The organism is Phytomonospora sp. NPDC050363 (assembly GCF_040655735.1).
Classification (GTDB): Bacteria; Actinomycetota; Actinomycetes; order Mycobacteriales; family Micromonosporaceae; genus Phytomonospora.
In genome coordinates, this window is record NZ_JBFAKK010000008.1 from 53,009 (window position 1) to 76,521 (window position 23,513).

The 23,513-nt window shown below is 68.8% G+C and carries 24 protein-coding genes; 16 read left to right on the forward strand and 8 right to left on the reverse strand.

Going from position 1 to position 23,513, the window contains the following annotated elements:
* Nucleotides 1–10 precede the first annotated feature (10 nt).
* Complete coding sequence (locus AB0I28_RS22095; protein WP_357496076.1) at nt 11–865, reverse strand: alpha/beta hydrolase; 855 nt, start codon at nt 863–865, stop codon at nt 11–13.
* A 64-nt stretch (nt 866–929) separates the two neighbouring features.
* Between AB0I28_RS22095 and AB0I28_RS22100 the strand changes: the two genes are divergently transcribed.
* The gene (locus AB0I28_RS22100) at nt 930–1,568 is read left to right on the forward strand and encodes a winged helix-turn-helix transcriptional regulator (RefSeq protein WP_357496078.1); all 639 of its coding nucleotides are present in this window, start codon (nt 930–932) and stop codon (nt 1,566–1,568) included.
* On the opposite strand, the gene AB0I28_RS22105 is transcribed toward AB0I28_RS22100, so the two are convergent.
* Nucleotides 1,552–2,508: a peptidylprolyl isomerase gene (locus AB0I28_RS22105; protein ID WP_357496080.1), complete on the reverse strand. Its 957-nt coding sequence runs from the start codon at nt 2,506–2,508 to the stop codon at nt 1,552–1,554. The two genes, AB0I28_RS22100 and AB0I28_RS22105, sit on opposite strands and share 17 nt — an antisense overlap.
* Nucleotides 2,490–3,809: an MFS transporter gene (locus tag AB0I28_RS22110; RefSeq protein WP_357496082.1), complete on the reverse strand. Its 1,320-nt coding sequence runs from the start codon at nt 3,807–3,809 to the stop codon at nt 2,490–2,492. The genes AB0I28_RS22105 and AB0I28_RS22110 overlap by 19 nt, the downstream gene beginning before the upstream one ends.
* Before the next feature lie 108 nt (nt 3,810–3,917).
* Here AB0I28_RS22110 and AB0I28_RS22115 point away from each other — a divergent pair, with 108 nt between their 5' ends.
* From AB0I28_RS22115 to AB0I28_RS22155, 9 genes are all read left to right on the forward strand, one after another.
* Nucleotides 3,918–4,406 carry a methylated-DNA--[protein]-cysteine S-methyltransferase gene (locus AB0I28_RS22115; RefSeq protein ID WP_357496084.1) on the forward strand — a complete coding sequence of 163 codons (489 nt, stop codon included), beginning with the start codon at nt 3,918–3,920 and terminating at the stop codon, nt 4,404–4,406.
* Between the two features lie 102 nt (nt 4,407–4,508).
* Entirely contained in the window at nt 4,509–5,993 is a 1,485-nt protein-coding gene (locus AB0I28_RS22120) for an aldehyde dehydrogenase family protein (protein WP_357496085.1), read from the forward strand.
* A 29-nt stretch (nt 5,994–6,022) separates the two neighbouring features.
* On the forward strand, nt 6,023–6,589 hold the full coding sequence (locus AB0I28_RS22125) for a TetR family transcriptional regulator (RefSeq protein WP_357496087.1): 567 nt from the start codon (nt 6,023–6,025) through the stop codon (nt 6,587–6,589).
* Nucleotides 6,590–6,714: 125 nt separating this feature from the next.
* Nucleotides 6,715–7,308, forward strand: coding sequence for a dihydrofolate reductase family protein (locus AB0I28_RS22130; protein ID WP_357496089.1), 594 nt, complete (start codon nt 6,715–6,717; stop codon nt 7,306–7,308).
* A gap of 561 nt (nt 7,309–7,869) precedes the next feature.
* Nucleotides 7,870–8,415: a hypothetical protein gene (locus AB0I28_RS22135; RefSeq protein ID WP_357496091.1), complete on the forward strand. Its 546-nt coding sequence runs from the start codon at nt 7,870–7,872 to the stop codon at nt 8,413–8,415.
* 72 nt (nt 8,416–8,487) lie between these two features.
* Entirely contained in the window at nt 8,488–8,748 is a 261-nt protein-coding gene (locus tag AB0I28_RS22140) for a hypothetical protein (protein WP_357496093.1), read from the forward strand.
* A 503-nt stretch (nt 8,749–9,251) separates the two neighbouring features.
* A complete protein-coding gene (locus AB0I28_RS22145) occupies nt 9,252–10,244 on the forward strand; it encodes an alpha/beta hydrolase (RefSeq protein WP_357496095.1) in 993 nt (330 codons plus the stop codon).
* A 90-nt stretch (nt 10,245–10,334) separates the two neighbouring features.
* Complete coding sequence (locus AB0I28_RS22150; RefSeq protein ID WP_357496096.1) at nt 10,335–10,742, forward strand: hypothetical protein; 408 nt, start codon at nt 10,335–10,337, stop codon at nt 10,740–10,742.
* 149 nt (nt 10,743–10,891) lie between these two features.
* Complete coding sequence (locus tag AB0I28_RS22155; protein WP_357496098.1) at nt 10,892–11,626, forward strand: methyltransferase domain-containing protein; 735 nt, start codon at nt 10,892–10,894, stop codon at nt 11,624–11,626.
* A gap of 18 nt (nt 11,627–11,644) precedes the next feature.
* Here the strand turns inward: AB0I28_RS22155 and AB0I28_RS22160 are convergent, their stop codons facing one another.
* Nucleotides 11,645–12,262: a hypothetical protein gene (locus AB0I28_RS22160; RefSeq protein ID WP_357496100.1), complete on the reverse strand. Its 618-nt coding sequence runs from the start codon at nt 12,260–12,262 to the stop codon at nt 11,645–11,647.
* Nucleotides 12,263–12,315: 53 nt separating this feature from the next.
* On the opposite strand from AB0I28_RS22160, the gene AB0I28_RS22165 reads away from it, so the two are divergent.
* Both AB0I28_RS22165 and AB0I28_RS22170 read left to right on the forward strand, forming a co-directional pair.
* Nucleotides 12,316–12,672 (forward strand): hypothetical protein, encoded by a 357-nt coding sequence (locus tag AB0I28_RS22165; RefSeq protein WP_357496102.1) that lies wholly within the window; start codon nt 12,316–12,318, stop codon nt 12,670–12,672.
* A gap of 52 nt (nt 12,673–12,724) precedes the next feature.
* Nucleotides 12,725–13,192 carry a GNAT family N-acetyltransferase gene (locus AB0I28_RS22170; protein ID WP_357496103.1) on the forward strand — a complete coding sequence of 156 codons (468 nt, stop codon included), beginning with the start codon at nt 12,725–12,727 and terminating at the stop codon, nt 13,190–13,192.
* Nucleotides 13,193–13,269: 77 nt separating this feature from the next.
* Here the strand turns inward: AB0I28_RS22170 and AB0I28_RS22175 are convergent, their stop codons facing one another.
* Together AB0I28_RS22175 and AB0I28_RS22180 are read right to left on the reverse strand one after the other, a co-directional pair.
* Entirely contained in the window at nt 13,270–13,542 is a 273-nt protein-coding gene (locus AB0I28_RS22175; protein WP_357496104.1) for a DUF397 domain-containing protein, read from the reverse strand.
* Entirely contained in the window at nt 13,539–14,393 is an 855-nt protein-coding gene (locus AB0I28_RS22180; protein ID WP_357496106.1) for a helix-turn-helix transcriptional regulator, read from the reverse strand. Before AB0I28_RS22180 ends, AB0I28_RS22175 begins: the two co-directional genes overlap by 4 nt.
* 120 nt (nt 14,394–14,513) lie before the next feature.
* Here AB0I28_RS22180 and AB0I28_RS22185 point away from each other — a divergent pair, with 120 nt between their 5' ends.
* Nucleotides 14,514–14,801 carry a hypothetical protein gene (locus tag AB0I28_RS22185; RefSeq protein WP_357496107.1) on the forward strand — a complete coding sequence of 96 codons (288 nt, stop codon included), beginning with the start codon at nt 14,514–14,516 and terminating at the stop codon, nt 14,799–14,801.
* Between the two features lie 577 nt (nt 14,802–15,378).
* Here the strand turns inward: AB0I28_RS22185 and AB0I28_RS22190 are convergent.
* Nucleotides 15,379–16,458: an inositol-3-phosphate synthase gene (locus tag AB0I28_RS22190; RefSeq protein ID WP_357496109.1), complete on the reverse strand. Its 1,080-nt coding sequence runs from the start codon at nt 16,456–16,458 to the stop codon at nt 15,379–15,381.
* Nucleotides 16,459–16,471: 13 nt separating this feature from the next.
* A complete protein-coding gene (locus AB0I28_RS22195; protein WP_357496699.1) occupies nt 16,472–17,122 on the reverse strand; it encodes a PadR family transcriptional regulator in 651 nt (216 codons plus the stop codon).
* A gap of 261 nt (nt 17,123–17,383) precedes the next feature.
* On the opposite strand from AB0I28_RS22195, the gene AB0I28_RS22200 reads away from it, so the two are divergent.
* The 3 genes from AB0I28_RS22200 (at nt 17,384) to AB0I28_RS22210 (ending at nt 23,479) form a co-directional block, all read left to right on the forward strand.
* Nucleotides 17,384–17,800, forward strand: coding sequence for a DUF5318 family protein (locus AB0I28_RS22200; protein ID WP_357496111.1), 417 nt, complete (start codon nt 17,384–17,386; stop codon nt 17,798–17,800).
* Nucleotides 17,801–17,804: 4 nt separating this feature from the next.
* On the forward strand, nt 17,805–20,618 hold the full coding sequence (locus tag AB0I28_RS22205; RefSeq protein ID WP_357496112.1) for a transglycosylase domain-containing protein: 2,814 nt from the start codon (nt 17,805–17,807) through the stop codon (nt 20,616–20,618).
* Between the two features lie 131 nt (nt 20,619–20,749).
* Nucleotides 20,750–23,479 (forward strand): transglycosylase domain-containing protein, encoded by a 2,730-nt coding sequence (locus tag AB0I28_RS22210; protein WP_357496114.1) that lies wholly within the window; start codon nt 20,750–20,752, stop codon nt 23,477–23,479.
* Nucleotides 23,480–23,513: the final 34 nt, after the last annotated feature.

The following is a 23,513-nucleotide window of genomic DNA, read 5'->3' on the forward strand; positions in this document are numbered from 1 at the left end:
TCGGGACGCGCTATCCCCCGCTGACCTCCCGGATCCCCGCGACCACGACGCCCCAGAACTCCTTCGGCGGCATCTGGTGCCCGACGCCCTCCAGCGGCAGCAGCCGCGCGCCCGGGATCTCGCGCGCCAGCGCCTCGGCGTGCCCGAGCGGGAAGAGCGGGTCGTGGGTGCCGTGGACGACCAGCGTCGGCGCCTTGATCTCGCCGAGGCGGGGGCGGACCTCTTCGCCGGCCGCCGCGGCGAAGTGGTTGTAGAGCGAGGCCGGGATGTCCTTGGTGCGGGCGAAGACGCGGTAGGACAGCTCGCGCAGCTCCTCCTCGTCGACGGGTCGCGCGCCGGCGAACATCCGCTCCCCCAGCAGGAAGGCCTCGAACAGTCCCTCCTTTGTGGACGTGTCGGGGCCCGGTTCCTCCGACGCGAAGGACGCGGCGACCTCGGGCGTCATCGGCGGCAGGTCGTTGCCGGGGCCGCCCGGTCCCCCGGGGCTGGTCGACATCAGCACCAGCGACGAGACGCGGTCGGGGTGCGCGACGGCGGCGCGCTGTGCGATGCCGCCGCCCAGGGAGATCCCGGCCAGGCAGGCGGTCTCGATGGCGAGGGCGTCGAGGATCCCGACGGCGTCCTCGGCGAGATCGTCGTGGGTGTAGCCGGGCTTGCCGGCGGGGTAGGAGACCGAGCGGCCGGTGTCGCGCAGGTCGTAGCGGATGACGTGGCGGTCTTCGGCGAGCAGCGCGCAGAATTCCTTCTGCCACCAGTCCATGGAGGAGGCGCCGCCGCCGATGAGGAGTACGACCGGGTCGGAGGGGTCGCCGAAGGTCTCGACGCACAGTTCGGCGCCGTTGGCGTCGATCATTCGCTCGCTCATGACAGCTCCTACGGTTTTCGAAGTTACTGCTACGATAATCGTAGTAGTGGAAGGAGTCAACGCGATGCCCGAGAAGCGCACCTACGGCCAGGCCTGCCCGATCGCCCACTCCCTCGACCTGGTCGGCGAGCGCTGGGCCCTCCTCGTGGTCCGTGAGCTGCGGTTGGGTCCGCGCCGTTACGGCGATCTGCAGGCCGCGCTGCCGGGGATCGGGCCGAGTGTGCTGTCGCAGCGGTTGCGTGATCTGGAGGCCGTCGGGATTCTTCGCAAGCGCGGCAAGGAGTACGGGCTCACCGAGTGGGGTGCCGAGCTGGATCCGGTCTTTCGCGCGCTGGCGCATTGGGGTGTGCGCTCGCCGGTCGTGCCGCTCGAAGGGGCGGTGGGGACCGACTCGATGTTCCTTGGGCTGCGGACCTTCTTCGGTTCCAGGGATCCACAGTGGACGGGGAGTTACGAGTTCCGGCTCGACCGGGACGTCTACCGCGTCGAGGTCCGGGAGGGCGAGCTGGTCTCGTTGTGGCGCGGGCGGTCGGGGGAGCCGGCCGCGGTGGTCGTCGAGACCGATGACGCGACCATGGGCGAACTCTTCGGCGGTGCGCTGACGCTCGCCGGGGCCGTGGAGAGCGAGAGAGCCGCCGTCGCCGGAGATGTCTCCGACGCGCAGCGGCTCCTCGACGCTTCTCCGCTCAGCGCGGTCCGCTAGGCAGTCCCGGAAGGCCGGAGCCGCTCGAACTCGACGGTCCGGGGGGTCCACCTAGGACGGTCACGGTCAGGACGGTGACCGGCATCGGTGGCGGGCCGGCGTAGGACGCGGCGCCGCCCTGGGCGGTGATCGAGTCGAGCACGCCGAAGCCGTCGATGACCTGGCCGATGACGGTGAGGTTGTTGGTCGGCACCGACTGGCCGCGGATGAGCGCGAACTCCGCGCCGGAGCGGCCGTCGGCGTCGTTGACGAGCGCGAGCGCGTCGACGACGGCGGTGTCGGCGAAGGGGTGCTCGCCGCGGACGCGGTAGCCGGGTCCGCCCTGGTCGGTGGGGATGCCGCAGCGCAGGATCAGCGTGGGCTCGGTCAGTGCCGAGGTCATCGAGGGGCAGGTAGCGGAGTTGTAGGACCCTTGGCGCGACAGGTGGGTGAAGGACGCGACGCCGCAGGGCGCGAGGTCGCCGAAGAGCATGACGGTGACCTGGCCGAGGTTGGTGGTCAGGACGGCCGTGGAGCGCTCGGGGATGCCTTCGACGGCTGGAACGCCTCCGTCGCCGGGCATCTCGTCGACCGTGCGCAGCTCGCAGGGGCCGCTCGGGTCGCTGACCGCGCCGGTGGAACCGTCCTCAATGGACGGGCGCAGCATGGCCCAGCCGATGAGGCCCGCGGCGCCCAGGAGGGCCACGGTGAGCAGGATGCCGATGACGGCGTTGCGGGGCCGGCCCGGGCTGTCCCAGGGCGGGGTGTCCTCCTGGGGCGGCGCCGAACGGCGCGGCGGCTCCTCGGCCTTGAGTACCTTCGTGTCGTCGAGGGGCTCGGAGTCCCTGATGGCGGAGTCGGGCTTTCCCGACTCGCCCTCGCTTGCGGCTTCTTCCGGCTTCTGGGCGTGCTTGCCGGTCGGCTCGTCGTCGTCGGCGGGCTTCACTGCGTCGTCGTCCACGAGGGTCGATCGTAGGGAGTATGGCGCCGGGATGCCAACGCGTACCCGCCCGCGAGCAGCAGATAGCCGAGCGCGATCGCCACGATCACGGCGAGGGACTTGCCGTTGTCGGGCAGCACCAGCGCTCCCGCGAGCTGGCCGAGGACCCAGCAGACGTTGAAGGCGGTGTCGTTGAAGCTGAAGACGCGGCCGCGGAACTCGTCGTCGCAGGCGATCTGGATCGACGTGTCCAGCACGATCTTGAGGCTCTGCGACCCGATGTTGAGCACCAGCGTCGCCACTATCAGCAGGATCTGCAGGAACGGCGAACCGAACACGATGATGTCGGCACCGACCCCGCACAGCACCACCAGGACCCACATGCGGGGACCGAACGCGCGTGTCAGCCTCGGGGTGATCAGCGCGCCGATGAGACCGCCGATCGAGCCGGCCACGAAGACGGCCGCCAGTCCGCCGATCGCCTTCTCGGAGTGGTCGCCGGCCTCGAAGTAGACGCGGAAGAGCTGGAGCGTGGCGATGGTGAGCACGCCGTAGAGGAAGCGGTAGATCCCCTGCACGATCATCAGGTAGGCCGCGCCGCGCCGGTCGACGAGATGCCTTACGCCGTCGACCATCCCGCGCGTCGTGCGGCCGATCTCGGCGACGATGCTGCGATCGGCGTGGCGTTCGGAGGCGTCGGGCCCGAGCGTCTCGACGCCGAAGGACGCCCGCGCGATGAAGGCGGCGCACAGGTAGCCGACGATGGCGATCATCGAGATGGTGCCGTAGTCGGCGGAGGTGTCGCCGATGAGCAGCCGGATCCCCGCCGCGGAGCCGATTCCGATCGTGTAGGCCGCCGTCCCCAGCGTCGGCCCGATCGAGTTGGCCGTCACCAGGTTCTCCCGGGTGACCACGTGCGGCTGGGCCGCCGACAGGCCGGCGAGGATGAAGCGGTTGACGGCGATGATGAGCAGCGCTCCCGTGGCGTAGAGCCACAGGTCCGCGCCGAAGCCGATGAGCAGCGCGGTCGGCACGACCAGCGCCGCGCGCACCAGGTTCGCCTTGAAGAGGATGTTGCGGCGGCTCCAGCGATCGAGGAAGACCCCGACGTAGGGCCCGAGGACCGAGTAGGGCACCACGAGCAGCGCGAAACCGGCGGCGACGGCCATCGCGGTCGTTTGGTTGTTCGGGTTGAACAGCAACGTTCCGGCCAGTCCGGCCTGGAAGAAACCGTCGGCGACCTGACTGGTCAGGCGCACTGCCAGCAGGCGGCGGAAACCGCTTTCCCGGAAGACCGCGCGCAGATGACCCTCGGTTCGCATTGGGCGAGCCTACGTGCTCGGACCGTGCGTGGGCTTCCTGCGGGGACCATCGAGTTCATGACGCCTCGTGTTCGCCGTAGTGTCACACCCGTGCGCCAAACTGCTCACATGCGCTGGACCACTGTCACCTCCCCGATCGGCGAGTTGAAGCTGGCCACCGACGGGACCGCCCTCACCGGGCTGCTCTTCGCCGCCGCCCCGGATCCCCGTGGTGAGCGCGATGACGCCCATCCGCTGCTCGCCGAGACGGCCAGACAGCTCGGCGAGTACTTCGACGGCACGCGCACCGAGTTCGAGGTGCCGCTGTCCATGGCCGGCTCGGACTTCGAGCGCCTGGTGTGGAAGGAGCTGCTCGCCATCCCCTACGGGCAGACCGCGACCTACACCGAGATCGCCGTGCGGGTCGGGCAGCCGCGTGCGGCCAGAGCCGTCGGCATGGCCAACAGCTACAACCCGATCGCGGTGATCGTGCCGTGCCACCGGGTCGTGGGCTCGAACGGGACGCTGAACGGTTACGCCGCCGGGTCCGAGGTCAAGTCGCGGCTGCTGGAGCTGGAGGCGGGGGTGCGTATGCGCGCGGAGTTCAAGGCGGCTTAGGGGCTGCTCTTCATGGGACGGGAGCCCGGTTTCCATGGGCTCTAGTTGACTAACTGGTTAGTTAGATTTAGTCTTCACGCACCATCGACCACGGAGCCACCCATGTCGCACGACCGCACGCACCTCTTCATCGACGGACGCTGGACCGAAAGCGACCGCCCCGACCGCCTCCACGTCGTCGACCCCGCCACCGGTGAGGTCTTCGGCACCGCCCCCGACGCCTCGGCAACCGACACCGCCTCGGCCGTCGCCGCCGCCCGCCGCGCCTTCGACGACGGCCCCTGGCCCGCGATGTCGCCGAAAGACCGCGCGGGACACCTGCTCGCCCTCGCCGAGGCGATGGAGCGACGCGCCGCCGACCTGATCGACCTGGTCGTCAAGGAGGGCGGCTTCCCGGTCTCCCAGGCCGGGCCCGTCCACGTCCAGACCCCCATCGCGCACCTGCGCGACGTCGCCGAGCGCCTGCTGCCCGCGTTCGCCTTCACCACACCGCTCGCCCCGCACAGCGGCTACACCCTGACCGGTCTCCCGCAGGCGATCCAGGGCGTCGTCGACCTGGAGCCGCTCGGCGTCGCCGCGCTCATCACGCCGTTCAACGCGCCCGTCGCCGGTGCCGTGCACAAGATGGCCTGGGCGCTGGCCGCCGGCTGCACCACGGTCATCAAGCCGTCGGTGCACACGCCGCTGACCGGCCTGCTGCTCGCCGAACTCGCCGAGGAGGCGGGTTTCCCGCCCGGAGTCGTCAACGTCATCACCGGCGGCCTCGACGCCGGAGTCGAGTTGACGACCGGTCCCGGCGTCGACGTCATCAGCTTCACCGGCTCCGACGCGGTCGGCCGCGCGGTGATGGCGCAGGCCTCGGGCCGCCTGACGAAGGTGATCCTCGAACTCGGCGGGAAGTCGGCCAACATCGTCTTCGCCGACGCCGATCTCGACCGCGCCGCCGCGGAGGCGGCCGGGAACATCGCCGCGAACTGCGGCCAGGGCTGCCTCCTGCTGACCCGGACCCTCGTCGAGGAATCGGTGCACGAGGAGTTCGTCGCCCGGGTCGTGGCGATGCTGGCGCACGTCACGGTCGGCGACCCCGCCGACGCGGCGGTGACGATGGGGCCGCTCATCCACGGTGCCGCGCGTGATCGCGTCGAGCTGATGATCGCCGGCGCCGAGGCCGAGGGCGCCCGGGTCGCCTTCGGCGGCCGCCGTCCGGCGCACCTCGACCGCGGCTTCTTCCTCGAACCGACACTCCTCACCGGCGTCGGCAACTCCATGCGCGTCGCCCGCGAGGAGATCTTCGGTCCCGTCGGGGCCGTCATCGGCTTCCGCGGCGACGACGAGGCCGTCGCCATCGCCAACGACAGCGACTACGGCCTCAACGCCGGCGTCTTCACCCAGGACTTCGCCCGCGCCCGCGCCGTCGCGGCCCGGCTGCGCACCGGCATGGTCAACGTCAACTCCTCCTTCGGCGTCCACCCCGACGCGCCTTTCGGAGGACGCAAGGCCAGCGGTCTCGGCCGGGAAGGCGGCGCCTACGGGATCGCGGAGTTCCTCACCGAGAAGGCCGTCACCTGGCCGGTCGGGAGGATCTAGGCGCCCGCGACGGTGGCTAGAGTGATGCCATGTCCCGCGCAGAGGCGACCAAGGCCCGCATCCTCCAGGCCGCCACCGCCGAGTTCGCGGCACATGGCATCGCCGGCGCGCGCGTCGACCGCATCGCCGCGGCGGCCAAGGCCAACAAGAACCTCATCTACGTGTACTTCGAGAACAAGCTGCGGCTCTTCGACGCCGTGTTCGACGCCGAGGTGGCCACGGGTCTCGAACGGGTCCCGTTCACCGTCGAGGACCTGCCCGGCTACGCCGTCCGGCTCTTCGACTACTACCGCGAGCACCCCGATGTGCTCCGGCTGGCGACCTGGCGGCGACTGGAGATCGGCGACGCCGGGACCGAACCCGCCGACGCCGGCGAGGTGCACGCCGCGAAGCTCGCCGCGATCGCCGACGCGCAGGCCGGCCGGCGGATCAGCGCGCGCATCCCGCCGGCGGCCCTGCTCACGATCATCCTGGGCATCGCCTCGGCCTGGGCGCCGGTCGGGACCGGCGCGGTGCCGCACGGCGCGGCGTCCGGGCAGGATCCCGAGGCGAGCCGTGCGGCGATCATCGAGGCCGTGCGGGCGCTGATCGCCTAGGGCACGCTCCAGGGCGCGAAGGCTCGGGGAAGTTCTCCCGGCCGAAATGTCGAAAAGCCGTCGAGGGCTGCGACCACCAGGTGAGCGGCCGTCCAGAGGCCCGCCCGAACCCGAGGAGCAGTCACATGAGCAAGGTCATCACCGACATGGCGATATCCCTCGACGGTTTCGCCGCCGGACCCCGTCAGAGCCTCGACAAGCCCTTCGGTGAGGGCATCTTCGAGCGGCTGCTCCAGTGGCGGTTCGATGAGCCGGAGAAGCACGCCGAGGTCCTTGAGCGCATCACCGACGCCGGGGCCTTCATCATGGGCCGCAACATGTTCGGCCCCGGCCGTGGCGAGTGGGACCTGGACTGGACCGGTTGGTGGGGTGCCGACCCGCCGTACCACGGCCCGGTGTTCGTCCTGACCCATCACCCGCGCGCCTCGATCCCGATGGAAGGCGGCACCACCTTCCACTTTGTCACCGACGGCATCGATTCCGCCCTCACTCAGGCTCGCGAGGCGGCCGGCGACCGGGACGTCTCCATCACGGGCGGCGCGCACACCGTCAACCAGTACCTCGCCGCCGGGCACATCGACGAGATGCGTCTCCACATCGCTCCCATCGTGGTCGGCAAAGGCGAGCGCCTCCTGGCCGGTGTGGGCGACCCGAAGCTGACACCGGTCGAGGTCACCGGCACCGAGCTCGTCACGCATGTGACCTATCGCGTCGGGTGAACGGCACGTCGGGGACCGGCGCCGTGCGCGGGGGCTGTGACGACGGGCGAATTTCTTTCGGCGGCCGGACGCGCCCGAGTCGAGGTCGGTGGCCGCCGTCTTCGGGCAGGTAGAAGGACCGAGCCCGCGCGCTCGATCACGGTCGGCGGCACGGGCCGCGCACGCGGAGTCGGCGGCGGGTTGGCCGATTCGGCCCCCAAAGGGCGTTTCGCATATGACGATGGACCCATGAGCCACGATCCGACGCCGCAGCCGCCAGGCCAGCCCGGTCGCCCGGACCCGGCACAGCCGATTCCCATCCCTCCGAGCCCGCCGGGCCGTCCCGGGGACCCCTGGTCCCCCGGTCCCGGCCCGAACCCACCGAGCCCGACACCGCCGGATCCGACGCGGCCCGAACCCATGCCGCCCTCGCCGGCCCCGACACCGCCGAGTCCGACGGAGCCGGCGCCCGAGCCTCCGAGGCCGCCCTCACCAGGGGATGTGCCTTCGCCTCCGGGCGCGGAGGAGCCGCCGACGGCGATCGTGCCGCCATCGCTTCAACAGCCCGGCACCCCTTATGGGGTGCCGGGCTTTCCTGGCGGAGGGCCCGGTGGCGCGCCTCCCGGCGGCGTTCCCGGCGGGCCGTTCAGCGGCGGGCCCCCGCCGAAGAAACTCTCGACCGGTGCGGTCGTCGCGATAATCGCGGCGGCCGTCGTCATCCTGCTGTGCCTGGTGTGCGGGATCCTCGGAGTCATCCGCGCCAACGACGACCGCGCCACCGGCGGCCTCGCCGTCGTGCCCACCCCCGGGTTGCCGACCGCGCCCAAACCACCCGCCGTCGCCCCCAAATCGCTCGTGCCGCCGAAGACCGACAGGCCCGCCACCGCCTTCGCCGGTGAGGGCACCTACCTCGTCGGCACCGACATCACGCCCGGCCAGTTCCGCGCGCTCGTGCCCGAGACGGCGATCCTCTGCTACTGGGAGCGGCTGTCGGGGACCAGCGGCGAGTTCGGCGACATCATCGCCAACGGCGAGGCGCAGCCCGGCGCGCCCGAGATCGTCACCATCGCCCACAGCGACAAGGCCTTCCGCACCCGCGGGTGCGGTTCCTGGAGCCTCATCGCCTGAGTGGTGCCCGGCCCTCCCCTGCCGCTAGTGTCGTAATCCCTTCAGCGGCAAGGTTTCCGAGAGGTGGGCAGCATGGCGGGCATCGATGACGTCAAGTCCGGGATCGCACAGGCGGCCGACTCCGCGCAAGACGGGGCCGCGCTGATCCAGTCGGCGATCGACAAGCACAACGAGGCCATCGCGCAACTGCGCGACAGCACCTCCGGCTCGTCGAACCCGAAGGTCGAGAGCAGCATCGGGCTTCTCGACCAGGTCATCCAGGCCCTCAACGAGGCCCTCGCCCACAACTCCGGCGCGATGAACGACGCGAACGATTACGCGGGGATGCTCTGATCCCTGCTCGCTGCGCTCGCAAGGCGGGGGAGACTGCGTCTCCACCCGCACCCCCTCTGGCTCGGGTTGCGCTGGGTGGGGTGCCCCGTGGGAAGTTTGCATACAGCCGGTGGTGCGCGGCTTGCTCTACACGTTGCGCTCGTAAGGCGGAGGAGACTGCGTCTCCACCCGCGACTCCTTCAGCTCGGCTTGTGCCGGGCGGGGTGGCGCGGTCTGCGGACGCAAGCCCATGCGTGAGCCGGGTATGGGCACCGGGCATCGGTGGCGGGTGAGCACCGTCTTCCCGTAGCGGCCGGGCCGCCGCGTGGGCCGGTCTTGGCGTCGCCACGGTGGCGCGAGGGTGTCGCGGGGGTTCGGCTTTGCCTCTCCGGCGGGTCCGAACGTCTCCCCTTGCCCTGTCGCAACGCGTGCTCACCTGCCTGAACACTGTGTCAGTCGGCTGTCAGGGGTCGCGACAGCGGAGCGTCAGGGCGTTGTCAGGTCGGCCGCCGATAGTTGCCGACATGAACAACGCCAGCACCGCCTCCGCCCCGTCCGTCCACTTCTCCGCCTCCACCTCCAGCGCCTCCACTCCCGCGCCCGCTTCCGTTCCCGCAGCCGCCGGTGTTCTTCCCTCTCTCCCCATCGGCGGGTACGCCGAGGTCGGTGGGCGGCGGATCTTCGTTCACCGTGCCGGTGACGCGGCCGGTCCCGCGGTCGTCTTCCTTCCGGGTGCCAGTGCGATCGGGCTGGACTACTTCGGTCTGCAGCAGCGGGTCGCCGGCTTCGCGACCGCCGTGGTCTACGACCGGGCCGGTACCGGCTTCAGCGACGATGCTCCTCTCCCCCGGTCGGGCGAGGCCGTGGTGACCGAGCTGCACGAAGTCCTGGCGTCGCAAGGGATCGAGAGTCCTTATGTCCTCGTCGCGCACTCGCTCGGGGGTGCGTTCGCGCATCGCTTCGCGCAGCTCTTCCCCGACGACGTCGCCGGACTGGTCTGGGTGGACGCCTTCCACCGTGACTGGGACGCGTTCCTGCCGGTCGAGGCGGGCTTGGCGGCGGGCGAGGAGCTGGCGCCCTCGGCCGAGCAGCTCGAACAGGCCCTGCCGTTGATGCGGGACATGATCGCCGCCATGTTCGCCGACTACCCCGAGGCCGTCCGTGACGCGGTCGTCGACTACCACGTGTCGCGGCGCTGGATCACCGCCGGCATCGCCGAGCGAGGCCAGATGGTGTCCCTCGCCGAGGAACTGCACACCGGGCCGCAGGTGCCCGACGTCCCGGTCATCGCCTTGACTCCCGTCGGTGTCGACCCCGCACAGCAGTCCCTCATGTCGGAGGAGGTCATGCAGGCCGTCCACGACGGGAAGGTGCGCCTCGACGCGGCACTGGTCGCCTCGGTCTCCAACGGTGAGCAGCGGATCCTCAGCGACACCAACCACAGTCAGATCATCGTCGACCGCGCCGATGCCGTCGTCCAGGCCGTCCGGGACGTCATCGACCGCGCCGGCCGCTGACCTCTTCGGCGACGACCTCCGCAACTCGGCAAGACCTCACCGCAGACCACGTCACATCTTCACCGGTACATTTTCCAAGGAGCACCAGTCATGACCGTCAACCTCTCCGACCAGGACAAGGCCACCATCCGCACCGCCGCCTTCGGCGCGATCACGCTGCTGTCCTTCGCCGACGTCGCCGGCTCGCCGCACAAGGTCGCCACCCACGGCACCCTCGCGCTGAACTCGGCGACCGGCCTGGTCGGACACGTCCTGTCCGCCAAGTCCAAGGACTTCAGACTCCAGACCAAGTCCGGCGCCGTCCTCGCCGACCAGGTCTTCCCCGCGCTCGCCGCGTCGGTGACCCTCCTCGATGCCCACGATCCCGCCGAGGCCGACAACTTCCGCGCCACCATCGCCGTCGCCCTCGACGCCGCCGCACGCGCCGGCAGCAGCGTCCCCAGCGCACCCCTGACCGAGATGATCCGCAAGATCACCGAAGTCATCGCCGTCGCGTAGACAGATGAGGGCTTCCCCGCCACCACCGTCACGAGGGCCCGGCTGGCCCCACACGGTGGTGGCCTTTCCAGTGATCGGGAACGTCAGGCCGGCGGCGTGTTTCGGCCAATGGTGTTGCCCTGAGCCGATCTTGCCGCCACACTCGCCGCATGTCGTTGCGTCACCATGAGATCGCCGAGGCGAACCACCGGATCCTCAATCCCTTCACCGAGTCCAAACTGGACCTTCTCGGTGAGCTGTGCCGGCTGCGGGCCGGCATGCGGCAGCTCGACCTGGCCTGCGGGAAGGGTGAGATGCTCGCGCGCTGGTCGTCGACCTACGGGATCACGGGTGTGGGCGTCGATCTGAGCGACTACTTCCTCCTCGCCGCCGAGCGTCGGGCCGCTGAGCTGCGGGTCGCCGACCGGCTCACCTTCGTCAGCGGCGACGCCGGCGCCCACGTCGCCGAGGAGGGCGCTTTCGACGTGGTGTCGTGCATTGGGGCGACGTGGATCGGTGGCGGACTGGCCGGGACGCTCGACTTGATGAAGCGTGCCCTGGCTCCCGACGGGTTGTTGCTGGTGGGTGAGCCGTACTGGATCGACGAGCCGCCGGCGGAGGCGGTCGAGGCGCTGGGGGCGCCGGACTCGGTGTCGCTTTCGGGGACGCTGGAACGGTTCGAGGCAGCGGGGTGCGAGCTGATCGAGATGGTCCACGCCGACCACGACTCCTGGGACCGTTACGTCGCCGCGCAGTGGCGGACGATCGCCGACTGGCTGCGCGCCAACTCCGGCGACCCTGAGGCGCAGGCGATGCGCGACTTCGCCGAGCAGTCGCGCAAGTCCTACATGGCTTACGGGCGCCGGTATTTCGGGTGGGGCGTGTTCATGCTGCGGGTGGTCTGAGGCTGCGGCCGACAGCTGTCAGGGTCGGCGGCGGGGGCGGATGATGACCTCGCTGCCGATCGGTGTGAAGCCGACGGCGAGGAACGCGCGCAGCGACCTGGCGTTTCCCGGTGAGACGGCGGCGAAGACGGGTTCTCCCGACGGGGCGAGCCCGAGGGCGTCGGTGAGGAGCGATCTCCCGCGACCGCGGCCGGTGTCGGTGACCTCGATGCTGAGTTCCCGGCGGCCGGCGAGGCCTTGGGAGATGGTGACCAGTCCGCGTTCGTCGCCGTAGACCTCGACGTTGCGGCGAAGGCCGAGGGCGTGGGCGACGCGGGGGTGCCCGGCGAGGTCGTCGCGGGCGGGTGGGCCGCCCAGGCCGGTGCCGAAGGCGACGAGGGTGGCGTCGAGGACGCCGATCTCGCCGTCCGGGCCGCCGAGGAGGCGCAGGACGTCCGGCGACATGGAGCCGCCGAAGCCGTCGGCGCCGGTGAGGGCGGCGGCGGGGAGTGCGGTGGCGATGAAGGCGTGGCCGGTGAAGGCGACGGAGGCTTCGAGGCCGTCGTCGAGGGGTGGGAGGACGGTGACGGCGCCGTCGACCTCGGGGAAGGTGCCGTCGGCGGCGGCGAGGAAGTGGTCGAGGAGCGGGTGGGCCATGGGGGAACGATATTCGCGGGGCCGGAGTGTGCGGCGGGGGTTAGCCTCGCCGCATGTGCGTCTACGCCGAGACGGCCTACAAGTTGCACTATGTCTGCGTCGTCTGCCGGTTGAGCTTCAAGCGGCACGCCGGGGAGCACGCGTGCCCGGCGTGCGGGGCGGCGATGGCGTGTGCGGGGCACGACTTCGCAGCGCCCCGGCGCGGTGACGTGAGCGGATGGTCGGTGGTGGTGGCGGTGCTGCGGGAAGGGCTGCGTTACGAGGGATTCGAGCCCTGCGGGTGCGGGAGGGATCCGAAGTACCGGCCCCGGACCAGGGCGCAGTTGCGGGTCCGCGAGGTGGAGGGCGAGCGGGCGGGGCTGTCGCGGGGCGAGGCCCTGGCGAGGCGGGATCCCTGGCCGAGGGGTTGAGCGGGCCGAAATCGCTGGACGGTTTCCGGGGGCCTCGTCGTACTCTGCGCACGTGACGAAACTGCGTTTGGAAGAGATCACTCCCGACAACTTCGACGCCGCCACCGCGGTGAGCGTGCGGGAGGACCAGGGGCACTTGGTGGCGCCGGTGATGAAGTCCCTCGCCGAGGCGTCGATGTACCCGGGGGTGGCGTGGCCGAGGTTGATCCTCGACGGGGATGACGTGGTGGGGTTCCTGATGGCGTTCCTGGACATCGACTGGCTGGGCGACGGGTCGAGGAGTGTCGTCCGGTCGGGGTTGTGGCGGTTGAACATCAACGGTGGGACGCAGGGGAAGGGGTACGGGCGCTTCGCGGTGGGGGAAGTCGCGGCGGAGATCCGGCGGCGTGGGGGGACGGAGCTGTACGTGACGTATCACCCGGGAAGTGATGGGCCGCAGGAGTTCTACCGGAAGTTGGGGTTCGTGGAGAACGGGGAGATGAGCGGGGACCAGACGGTCGCCGTGCTCGCCTTGGGGTGAGGCGGTGGGCCGGCGCGGGGTGAGGGCGTGAGACCGGGGCTCGGCGGGGTGGGGTGCCGCCGCCGGGCCGGAGGGGGTTAGAGGGTGTCGAGGCGGCCGGTGCGGAGGTCGGCGAGGAAGGCCGACCAGGCCGGGGTGGTGAGGGTGAGCACCGGGTAGTCGTGGCCGGCGGAGTTTTTCGAGTCGCGGACGGCGACGGTGGCCGGGGCGGTGGGGGCCACCTCGACACACTGGGCCGTGCCGTTGCTGCTGCGGGACGACTTGCGCCAGGGGTGGTCGTTGAGGCAGGCGACCTCGACGCACTGGCCGGTGCCGTTGCTGCTGCGGCTGCTTTTGCGCCAGACGGTCATTCGAGCTCCTTGAGCAACTGCCGGATCTTCGCCGCCGAATCGGCTGGACTTAGCGCGGCGGACTCGAGGCGATCGTATCGCTTGGCGATCACATCGGCCTCTTCTCCTTCGACCCACAGGTTTCCAGAGACTGTGTCGATGTGGCCGACATGCGGATACGGCTCGGGAAGATCGAGTAGCGCGAACGCGCCGTTCGGTGCGGGGTGGACGCGTGCATCACCTGGCAGAACGCGGATCTGGACCGAGCTGTTGTCCGCGAGGTTCAGCAGGTGGCGTAGCTGGCCGCGAATCACTTCGGTACCACCAAGCCGACGCCTCAACACTGACTCATCGACGACCGAGCTGAAGCGCACCGGCTGGTTTCCAGCGAGGATGCGCTTGCGCTCCATGCGAAGGTCGACCCACTTGTCGATCTGACCCGAGCTGACGTCCGGGTCACCGGCGGCGATCAAAGCGCGGGCGAATTCCTCTGTCTGGAGCATCCCGTGGAACACGATCGGGTCGAACGAGCGGATGTGCCGGGCGCGGCTCTCCATCCACGCGAGGTCGAGCATCCAGGCGGGCGCGTGTTTCGAGTAGCCGTCCCACCAACCCTTCTGCCAGGCGTCGCGGCTGATCTGTTCGAGGTTGGCGCGGACCATCGGGTCGTCGACGCCGTAGAAGTTGAGCAGCGCCATCACGTCCGCCACGCGGGCCGGGACGAGGCCGTTTTCGATGCGGCTGATCGTGCCCTGATCCCGCTGTAGGTACTGCCCGGCGTCGGCGAGCGTGACGTTGGCGTCCATGCGGTGCTTGCGCAGTTCCTCGCCGAGCCACTGGGCGCGAAGAGTCGGGAACTTCTTGGCAGGCATTGGTGTCCTCCAATATCGCGGGATCGAAGCGTTGTATTTACCCTTCTTGCACTCTACCGAACTCGTGTGTAATGCTGTCACTTGGGTAACACCAGCATCACGTTCTGGAAGGTGGGGGCCATGACCAGCGCGGACACGCCCGATTTTCGAGGGAAGGCGTTCACGGATCTCGTCGCCTGGCTCGGTGCAAAACGGGAGAACCACATTTTCGCGTTGCTCGCCGATTACGCATCCCTGTGGGGGACGTCGGGGACTTGGCGGTGCGAGGAAGACATCCGGTGGGCGGTGCACGTCGTGGGGTGCGAGCCCTACAAATCCGACGAACTGCGGTGGGCGACCAATCTCCTCGCGCGGCTTTCACTCACAGCTGATGAGGCGAAGGGAATTCGTTGTCGTGAGCGGCACTAATCCGCCTGAACCAGACCCGTGGACGGTGCACCGCCTGCACACCCGAGGCCGCTCGGGCCGCTGCGTCACCTGCAACGGCCCCTACCCCTGCGACGCGCTCGCCAACGCCATCGACGAGATCCGCGCTCGCCTCGATCGGCCCGAAGACCGCTGGCACTTAGTCGTTCGATCCCTAAACAGAGTGCAGCCGCCCGTGGCCTAGACAACTCCGGGCGGCTGCGATGACAGAGAAATCAGGTCTCAAATGTCACCGGAGAACGTAACACTCCTCGTCGGCGCCACCCTCCTAGCGACACTGCCTGTCGCGGCTGCGGTCGCCACTCTCGTCAGCGCCGCTCATAACCATGACCTCTCGGTCTTCAAGTACTGCACCTGTTACTTCTGTCTGCTGGCTTACCAACTCGACAGGCACCATGGGCGGCATCGGCTCGAAGACCACTACTCGAAGCAGCACGCGATCAGGGCGGACTTCCATCGCCTCCGCCCCGACAGTTGACCGGACAGTCGAACAACCCGCCAAAAGAGCCGCCCCCCACCTTCCGGTGAGGGGCGGCCCGAAGTACAGAACCTAAAGAGCTCAGCTCGCGATCTCGCCGCGGATGAACTGCTCGACGGCCTCGTGCGCGTCGTGGTCGGCGTACTGCACCGGCGGCGACTTCATGAAGTAAGCCGACGGCCCCATGACCGGACCCGCGATCTTGCGGTCGAGGGCGATCTTCGCCGCACGCACCGCATCGATGATGATGCCGGCGCTGTTCGGCGAGTCCCACACCTCAAGCTTCAGCTCCGCGTTCAGCGGAGTGTCGCCGAAGGAACGGCCCTCAAGCCGGATGTAGGCCCACTTGCGGTCGTCGAGCCACGGCACGTGGTCGGACGGTCCGATGTGGACATCGCTCTTCCCCATCTCGTGGGGGATCTGCGAGGTCACCGACTGGGTCTTGGAGATCTTCTTCGACACCAGACGCTTGCGCTCCAGCATGTTCATGAAGTCCATGTTCCCGCCGAAGTTCAGCTGGTAGGTCCGCAGCAACTCCACGCCACGGTCCTCGAACAGCTTCGCCAGCTCGCGGTGCACGATCGTCGCACCGACCTGGCTCTTGATGTCGTCACCGACGATCGGCAGCCCGGCGTCCTCGAACTTCTTGGCCCACTCGGGGTCCGAGGCGATGAACACGGGCAGGGCGTTGACGAAGCCGCACCCGGCGTCGATCGCGGCCTGCGCGTAGAACTTGTCGGCCTCTTCGGACCCGACCGGCAGGTACGACACGACCACGTCGACCTTCGCCTCGCGCAGCGCGGCGGCCACGTCGACCGGCTTCTCGTCGGACTCCTGCACCATCTCGCGGTAGTACTCCCCGAGACCGTCGAAGGTCGGTCCACGCTGCACCATCACGCCGGTGGGCGGCACGTCGGCGAACTGGACCGTGTTGTTCTCCGAAGCCGAGATGGCCGCGGCCAGATCCTGGCCGACCTTCTTGGCGTCGACGTCGAAAGCGGCCACGAACTGCACGTCACCGACGTGGTAGTCACCGAACTTGACGTGCATGAGACCCGGGACCCGCTGGCCTGGATCGGCGTCCTTGTAGTACTCCACGCCCTGCACGAGCGAAGACGCGCAGTTGCCGACACCGACAATGGCCACACGAACAGCACCCATCGCGCATGCCTCCTTAGTTCTCTTCTTTTCGGGCGGCGTCCGGCTCTGCCGGGGACGCCTCCTCAACGGATGGAGCCTGCGGCTCCGGGTTATTGGACCCGCCGACGGTCGTGACCGACGGCGGTCTGCCGGACTGCTCGGAGACGATGAGCTCGTTGAGCCACCGCACCTCCCGCTCGCAGGCGTCGAGTCCGTGACGTTGTAGTTCGAGGGTGTAGGCGTCGAGCCGCTCGACCGACCTGGTCAGCGTCTCGCGCAGGCCTTCCCGGCGCTCCTCGATGCGCCGGCGGCGGCCTTCGAGGATCCGCAACCGCTGCGCCTGGTCGAGCCGGGAGAAGAACGCGAAGTGGACCCCGAACCCGGAGTCCTCGTAGGTCTCCGGACCCGCCTGGGCGAGAAGGTCGGCGAACCGCTCCTTGCCCTCGGCGGTGAGCTTGTACACGATCCGCCCGCGCTTACCGGTCAGCGGCGGCACCAGCTGGTCGGGGTCGCCCGCGTCCTCGGCGATGTAGCCGGCCTCTTTGAGGCGCTTGAGCGTGGGATACAGCGAGCCGTAGCTGAACGCGGCGCGAAACGCCCCCAGCAACGACGTGAGCCGCTTGCGCAACTCGTAGCCGTGCATGGGCGACTCGTGCAGCAGACCGAGTACGGCCAACTCCAGCACGCGCCTCGCCTCCCATCCCGCCTCGTCGCGCGCGGTGATCTCCGTCCCGGCCGGGGACACCGGAGGACCACCGTTCACGAACCTCGATAATGTCAACCGATACGTGCGTCGATGTAGCCCGCAGATGTATCGGTCTGATACATCGAAACCCTAGCGCTCATCCTCCGAACCGGCAAGAGCTTGAGTCATGTTCCACATGAATGCGGACAAGGCGGGCGGCCAGGCGTGTCCAGGTGGCCCAACCCGCGTACGCTCTTGCCCGTGCATGCTCAGCGTCAGGTGGTGGACTACTCGCTTCAACGGCGAGCGCTTCTGCGTGACGTCTACTCTGGACGAACCGGTACGGCCGAGGTGTGCGACGCCTCGCCGTACCTGCTGAATGCGGCCAGGTTTCATGGTGAGGCGACGCAACGTCGCTGCCCCATCTGCCGGCGCGACAACGTCCGGAACGTGCACTACATATTTGGCGACGAACTGAAGACGTCGGCCGGACAGGCGCGCAGCCTCCGCGAGCTGGCCCTCATTGCGAACGGCTTTCGTGAATTCGAGGTCTACGCAGTAGAGGTCTGCCGCGGTTGTGGGTGGAATCACCTGGTGTTCCGCTTCCTCCTGGGCAAGGCGCACGGCTCCGGCGAACCCCGGTCGTCTTCACGTCCGAACCAGCTTGAAGAGGTGTGACCGAATGGCCGACCACTCCAGTCGCGGCTCAGCCCGCGTGCCCGGTGGTTACGACAACTACGACAACGGAGACCGCCGCTACGGCGAGGTTCCCGTGAGTGGCGGACCCGCAGGCGGACAGCCGTACGGGGACCGCCGCTACGGCGACGGCCCGGTGAGTGGAGGACCCGCGGGTGGGCAGCCGCCCGCCTGGGGTGACGGATACGACTACTCCGACCCGGCGCGCAACCACGCCGAGCCGGCGAGCGGTCGCGCGTCGGTGCCCGGCATGGTCTCGGCTCCGCCCGCGCACGACCCCTACGACTACGAGCCGCCCACCGTGGGACGCGCCTCGGTCGGCAAGGCCGAGGCGAAGGGCCGCGCGACCGTCACCGGTCCGCGCACGAAGCCCTCCGACGAGGAGCTCGCCGCCCGCAAGAAGCGGCTCAAGAAGAAGAAACGCATCCGCAGATGGGCCATCTTCGGCTGTGTCGTCGCGGTGCTGGGAGGCGTGAGCGTCTTCGGCGTCGCGACTTTCTGGGCCGGGGTCCCGCTGCCCGACGAGCTCGAACTGACCGCCTCCTCCTCGGTGACCTACGCCGGCGGGGAGTCGATGGGCGGCATCGGCAAGGAGTTTCGGGTCAACGTCCCCTACGAGCAGATCCCCGAGCACGTGAAGTTCGCGGTGATCGCGGCCGAGGACGAGACCTTCTACACCAACCCCGGTGTCGACTTCAAGGGCGTCATGCGCGCCTTCTGGAACAACATCACCGGCGGACAGAAGCAGGGTGCGTCGACGATCACCCAGCAGTACGCGGGCATCGCGGCCAACATGCGCGACGAGGCGACCTACGGCCGCAAGGCGCGTGAGGCCGTCATCGCCATGAAGCTCGACGACGAGTACAGCAAGGACGAGATCCTCGGCTTCTACCTCGACGTCGTCTACATCGGACGCTCCGCCTACGGCATCGGCGCCGCCTCGCTGGCCTTCTACGGCAAGCCGGTCACCGAGCTCAACCACGCCGAGGCCGCGTTGCTGGCCGCGCAGATCAAGTCGCCCGACGGCTTCTACGACCCCGAGCACCCCGAGGGCACCGGTACCGAGGCCGACGTGATCGGCCGGTACCACTACGTCCTCGACAGCATGCTCGCGATGGACAAGATCCCCGCCGACGAGCACACCAAGGTCTACAACGAGCTGCCGAAGGTCGAGAAGAAGACCAGCAACCCCGCCGACTTCGGCTACAACAAGTCGACCGGGTTCGTCTCCCACCGCTACGTCATCGACGAGCTGGAGAAGCGCTACGGCATCACCTCGGACATGCTCTACGGCAACGGCAACACCGCCGAGGGCATCCCGAACACGATCGAGAACGCCGGTGGTTACACGATCACCACGACGATCGACAAGAAGATGCAGGACGCGGCCATCAAGGCGGCCTCTCGCGGCAAGAAGGGCGAGATCATGCCCGACCAGCCGAAGAACCTGCTCGCCGCGCTCGTCGCGGTCGATCCCCGAACCGGTGCGGTGAAGGCCTACTACGGCGGCACCGAGAACGGCACCGGTATCGACAAGGCCGGCCGCCCGCCGAAGATCAAGGACAGCGACCCCGAGGGCGACGCGCACCCGATGGGTTCGTCGTTCAAGATCTTCACCCTCGCCTCGGCGCTGCAGAGCGGCGCGTCGGTCGACTCCAAGTGGGACGGCTCGACCCCGCGCGAGTTCGAGGGCCGCATGAACACCGACCCGGCCGGCCCGGTGGTCAACTCCGGTGACAGCAGCGGCGCCTGCGCACGCTGCACCCTCGCCGAGGAGATCCGCCAGTCGTTGAACACGCCGATGTTCGCCATCGCCGACAAGTGGGGCGCCGAGAGGATCGTCGAGATGGCGGCCGCCATGGGCATCACCGGTCTTGAGGACAACCAGGGCAAGTGGCACGAGTTCGACAAGGACTTCGACTTCAGCAAGAGCCGTGAGTGGTTCGACCGCGAGGTGTCCTTCGGCCAGTACCCGGCCACCGTCTTCGACATGGCCGTCGGTGCGGGCACGATCGCCAACAACGGCACGCACATGGAGTCGCACTTCATCGCCGAGGTGACCAAGGACGGCGAGAAGGTCGAGCCGAAGTACGAGCCGGCGGCGACCCCCGCGATGGGCTCGGCCGAGTCGGCCGACATCTCCTGGGTGCTCTCCTCGGGGATCCAGCCCTCCGTCGGTCCGCTGGAGGGCGGCATGCGCCCGAACGGCAGCAAGACCGGCACCTGGGAGCGCGACTGCGTCAACGGTGAGGTCGAGAACTGCAACGACGGTGAGAACTCCAACACCTCGTATGTCGGATACACCCCGCAGCTGTCGACGGCGGTGTGGGTCGGCGACAAGAAGAACGACAACGGCAAGGTCACCGACGTCAACGGCAACGAGCTCTACGGCTCGATGACGGCCGGCTCGGTGTGGAAGAACTTCATGGAGAAGGCGCTCGCGGGCGAAGAGGTCATCCCCTTCCCGGCGAAGGTCGGAACCGGTGACATCAACGCCGGCGACGCCAAGCCCGACAAGGAGAAGGACAAGGACAAGTGCACGCCGATCATCGACCCGAACTGTCCCATCATTCCCGGTGGGCCCGGCGGCCCCGGGACCGACGGTGAGGACGGCCAGGACGCCGATGGCAACAATGGCAATGGGAACAACGACAACTGGGGTATCGCGGGGGGCGCCGGATCGGCACCCTTCGCGAGCGACGGTGCCATCCACAGTGGCGAGTCGGCTCACTTCGGTGACTCCATGAGCGTGCTTCCCTACGCCACCTTCGAGCGCGGATATTCGCTCAGCAGCACCTGATCCACACGAACCCGCCGACGAGTAGTCTTCGTCGGCGGGTTCGTCGTATCCCGGGCCGAAGTACCACCGTTCACGACGAATCCCCGAGGCACCACCAGACCTCCGTACCAGACCGAAAAAGGCGGGACCGGATGGGCAGGCACACCGATCGCGAACCGGCGCGCGGCCAGTACGACGACTCGCGGGCCGACTATCGCGACCACGGCGATTATCGAGACCACGGCGACCACGACGACTACCGTTCGTACGGTGATCGTGGCGGCCGGGCCGAATCGGCCGGACAACGCGACGGATACGCGACGGGCGGTGACCACCGCAACGACCGCCGCTATGACGACGAGGTCTGGGACGACTACGACTACCGGTCGCCGCGCGAGTCGCCGGCCCGGCGGAAGGCCGTCGCCGGAAGTGCCTCGGTCGAGGCGGTCGCCCAGGAACGCGAAGAGGCCCTGAAGGCCGCCTACGAACGGCGCGGAGGAACCCGCCGCGCCGGCGCGGGCAAGCGCCGGGTGGGAACCCCGAAGGACGACGATCCCGAGGGCAAGGCGAAGCTGCTCAAGAAGCGCAAACGCAAGCGGCGCCTCATCGCGATGGGATGCGTCGCCGTGATGCTCTCGGGCGTCGGGCTGCTCGGCGGGACGATGTTCTTCCAGAGCGTGGCGCTCCCCGAGGACATCCCCATGCCGCAGACGAACGTCGTCTTCTACGACGACGGTGAGTCGGAGATGGCGCGGCTGGGCAGCGCCTACCGCGAGAAGGTCGACGTCGCCACGCTTCCCGAGCACGTCAGGTACGCCGTGATCGCCGCCGAGGACCAGTCCTTCGAGACCAACCCCGGCGTGGACTTCAAGGGCGTCATGCGCGCCTTCTGGAACAACATCACCGGCGGCGAGACGCAGGGCGCCTCCACGATCACCCAGCAGTACGCCGGTATCGCCGCGGAGTTCCGCGACGAGGCGTCCTACGGCCGCAAGGCCGAGGAGGCGGTGATCGCGATGAAGCTCGACGACAAGTACACCAAGGACCAGATCCTCGGCTTCTACCTCGACCTCGTCCCCTTCGGACGGACCGCCGAGGGCATCGGCGCCGCGGCCAAGGCCTTCTTCGGCAAGAGCGCCACCGAACTGACCGTCGCCGAGGCCGCGCTGCTGGCCGGGCAGATCAAGTCGCCCAGCGGCGCCTTCGACCCGATGGACCCGCTCGGGATCGACAACGAGCAGCAGGTCAAGGAGCGCTTCGACTACGTCCTCGACTCCATGGTGACCATCGGCCACCTCGACGCCGCCACCCGCGCGTCGATCACCGAGGTCCCCGAGACCCTGGAGAAGACGAGCAACCCGGCCAGCGTCGGCGGCGACAAGCACACCGGTTTCGTGTCCCACAAACTGCTCCACGGCGAGCTGGAGGAGCGATACGGGATCTCCAAGGAGGCACTGGAGAAGACCGGCGGCTACACGATCGTCACGACGATCGACGAGAAGATGCAGAAGGCCGCCAAGGACGCCGCCTCGGACAAGGGCAAGGTCTTGAAGTCCCAGCCCGACAACCTGCGCGCCGCCCTGGTCGCCGTCGATCCCAGCAATGGTGAGGTCAAGGCCTACTACGGCGGCAGCGACAACGGCTCGGACGTGGACAAGGCCGGCCTGCTCAGCCCGCACCAGCCGGGCTCGTCGTTCAAGGTCTTCACGATGCTGACGGCGTTGCGCGGCACCGAGACCGTCGGCGGCGCCTCGATCGACTCGCTGTGGGACTCGACCTCGCCGAAGAAGTTCGACGACCGCGAGGTAGAGGTCACCAACTCCGAGAACGACAACAGCTGCGGCAAAGACTGCAAGATGATCGACGCCATCCGAAAGTCGCTGAACGTGCCGACCTACTCGATGACGACGACCTATGGTGCGGAGAACGTCGTGGCGACCGCGCGGGACATGGGCATCACGCACATGACCGGCGGCGGCGAGAACCACTGCAAATTCAAGCAGGTGGACCTCGACAACACACCGATCGAGGAATACCACAACTGCTTCGACAACGAGGTCGGCTTCGGCCAGTACCAGGTCAGCGTGCACGACATGGCCGCCGCTTTCGCCACCCTCGCCAACAAGGGCGAGCGCCACGAGGCGCACTTCATCAAGAAGGTGCTCAAGAACGGCGAGGAGATCGAGCCGACCAAGAAGATCGAGGGTGTCCAGGTGATCCCGCAGGAGGTGGCGATCGACGCCAGCCACGTCCTCAAGACGATTCACCCGAGCGTCGGCGGGACCACGCTGGACAACGGCAGCGAGTACGCCGGCAAGACCGGCACGTGGGAGCGGTACTGCAAGGACACCTGCGACGAGAACTCGCAGAACTGGTACGCCGCCTACATTCCGCAGTTGGCCGCGGCGAGTTGGCTGGGTGACAAGTCCGAGGAGAACGGCTCCCTCAAGGACGCCGACGGCAACCCCACCTACGGTTCCGGCCTGTCCGGGCAGGTCTGGTGGGAGTTCATGAACAAGGCCGTGAAGTACGTCAAGGACAAGGATCCCAAGGTCTTCGACCCGCCGACGAAGACGGGCAGCCCGACCAACGGCGACCACTCGGCGCCGATCGAGCCGGAGCCGACCAAGGAGCCGGATCCGACCGATGAGCCGGATCCGACGGGAACGCCCGATCCGACCGGTACTCCGGATCCGACCGGTGGCCCCTCGCCGACGCCGACCTGCGACTTCTGGGAGCCCAACTGCGAGGACAACGGCAACGGCAACAACCGGGTCGGTGAAGCCGACCCGGCGCCGGAACCCTTGGCGGGCGCGGGATCGGTGCTCGTGCTGGGGTTGGCCCTCGCGGGCCGTAGACGACGGCGGGCATTCGGCGATTGACGGCGCGCGTCGCCGCGTGATGTGAACGGCCCCG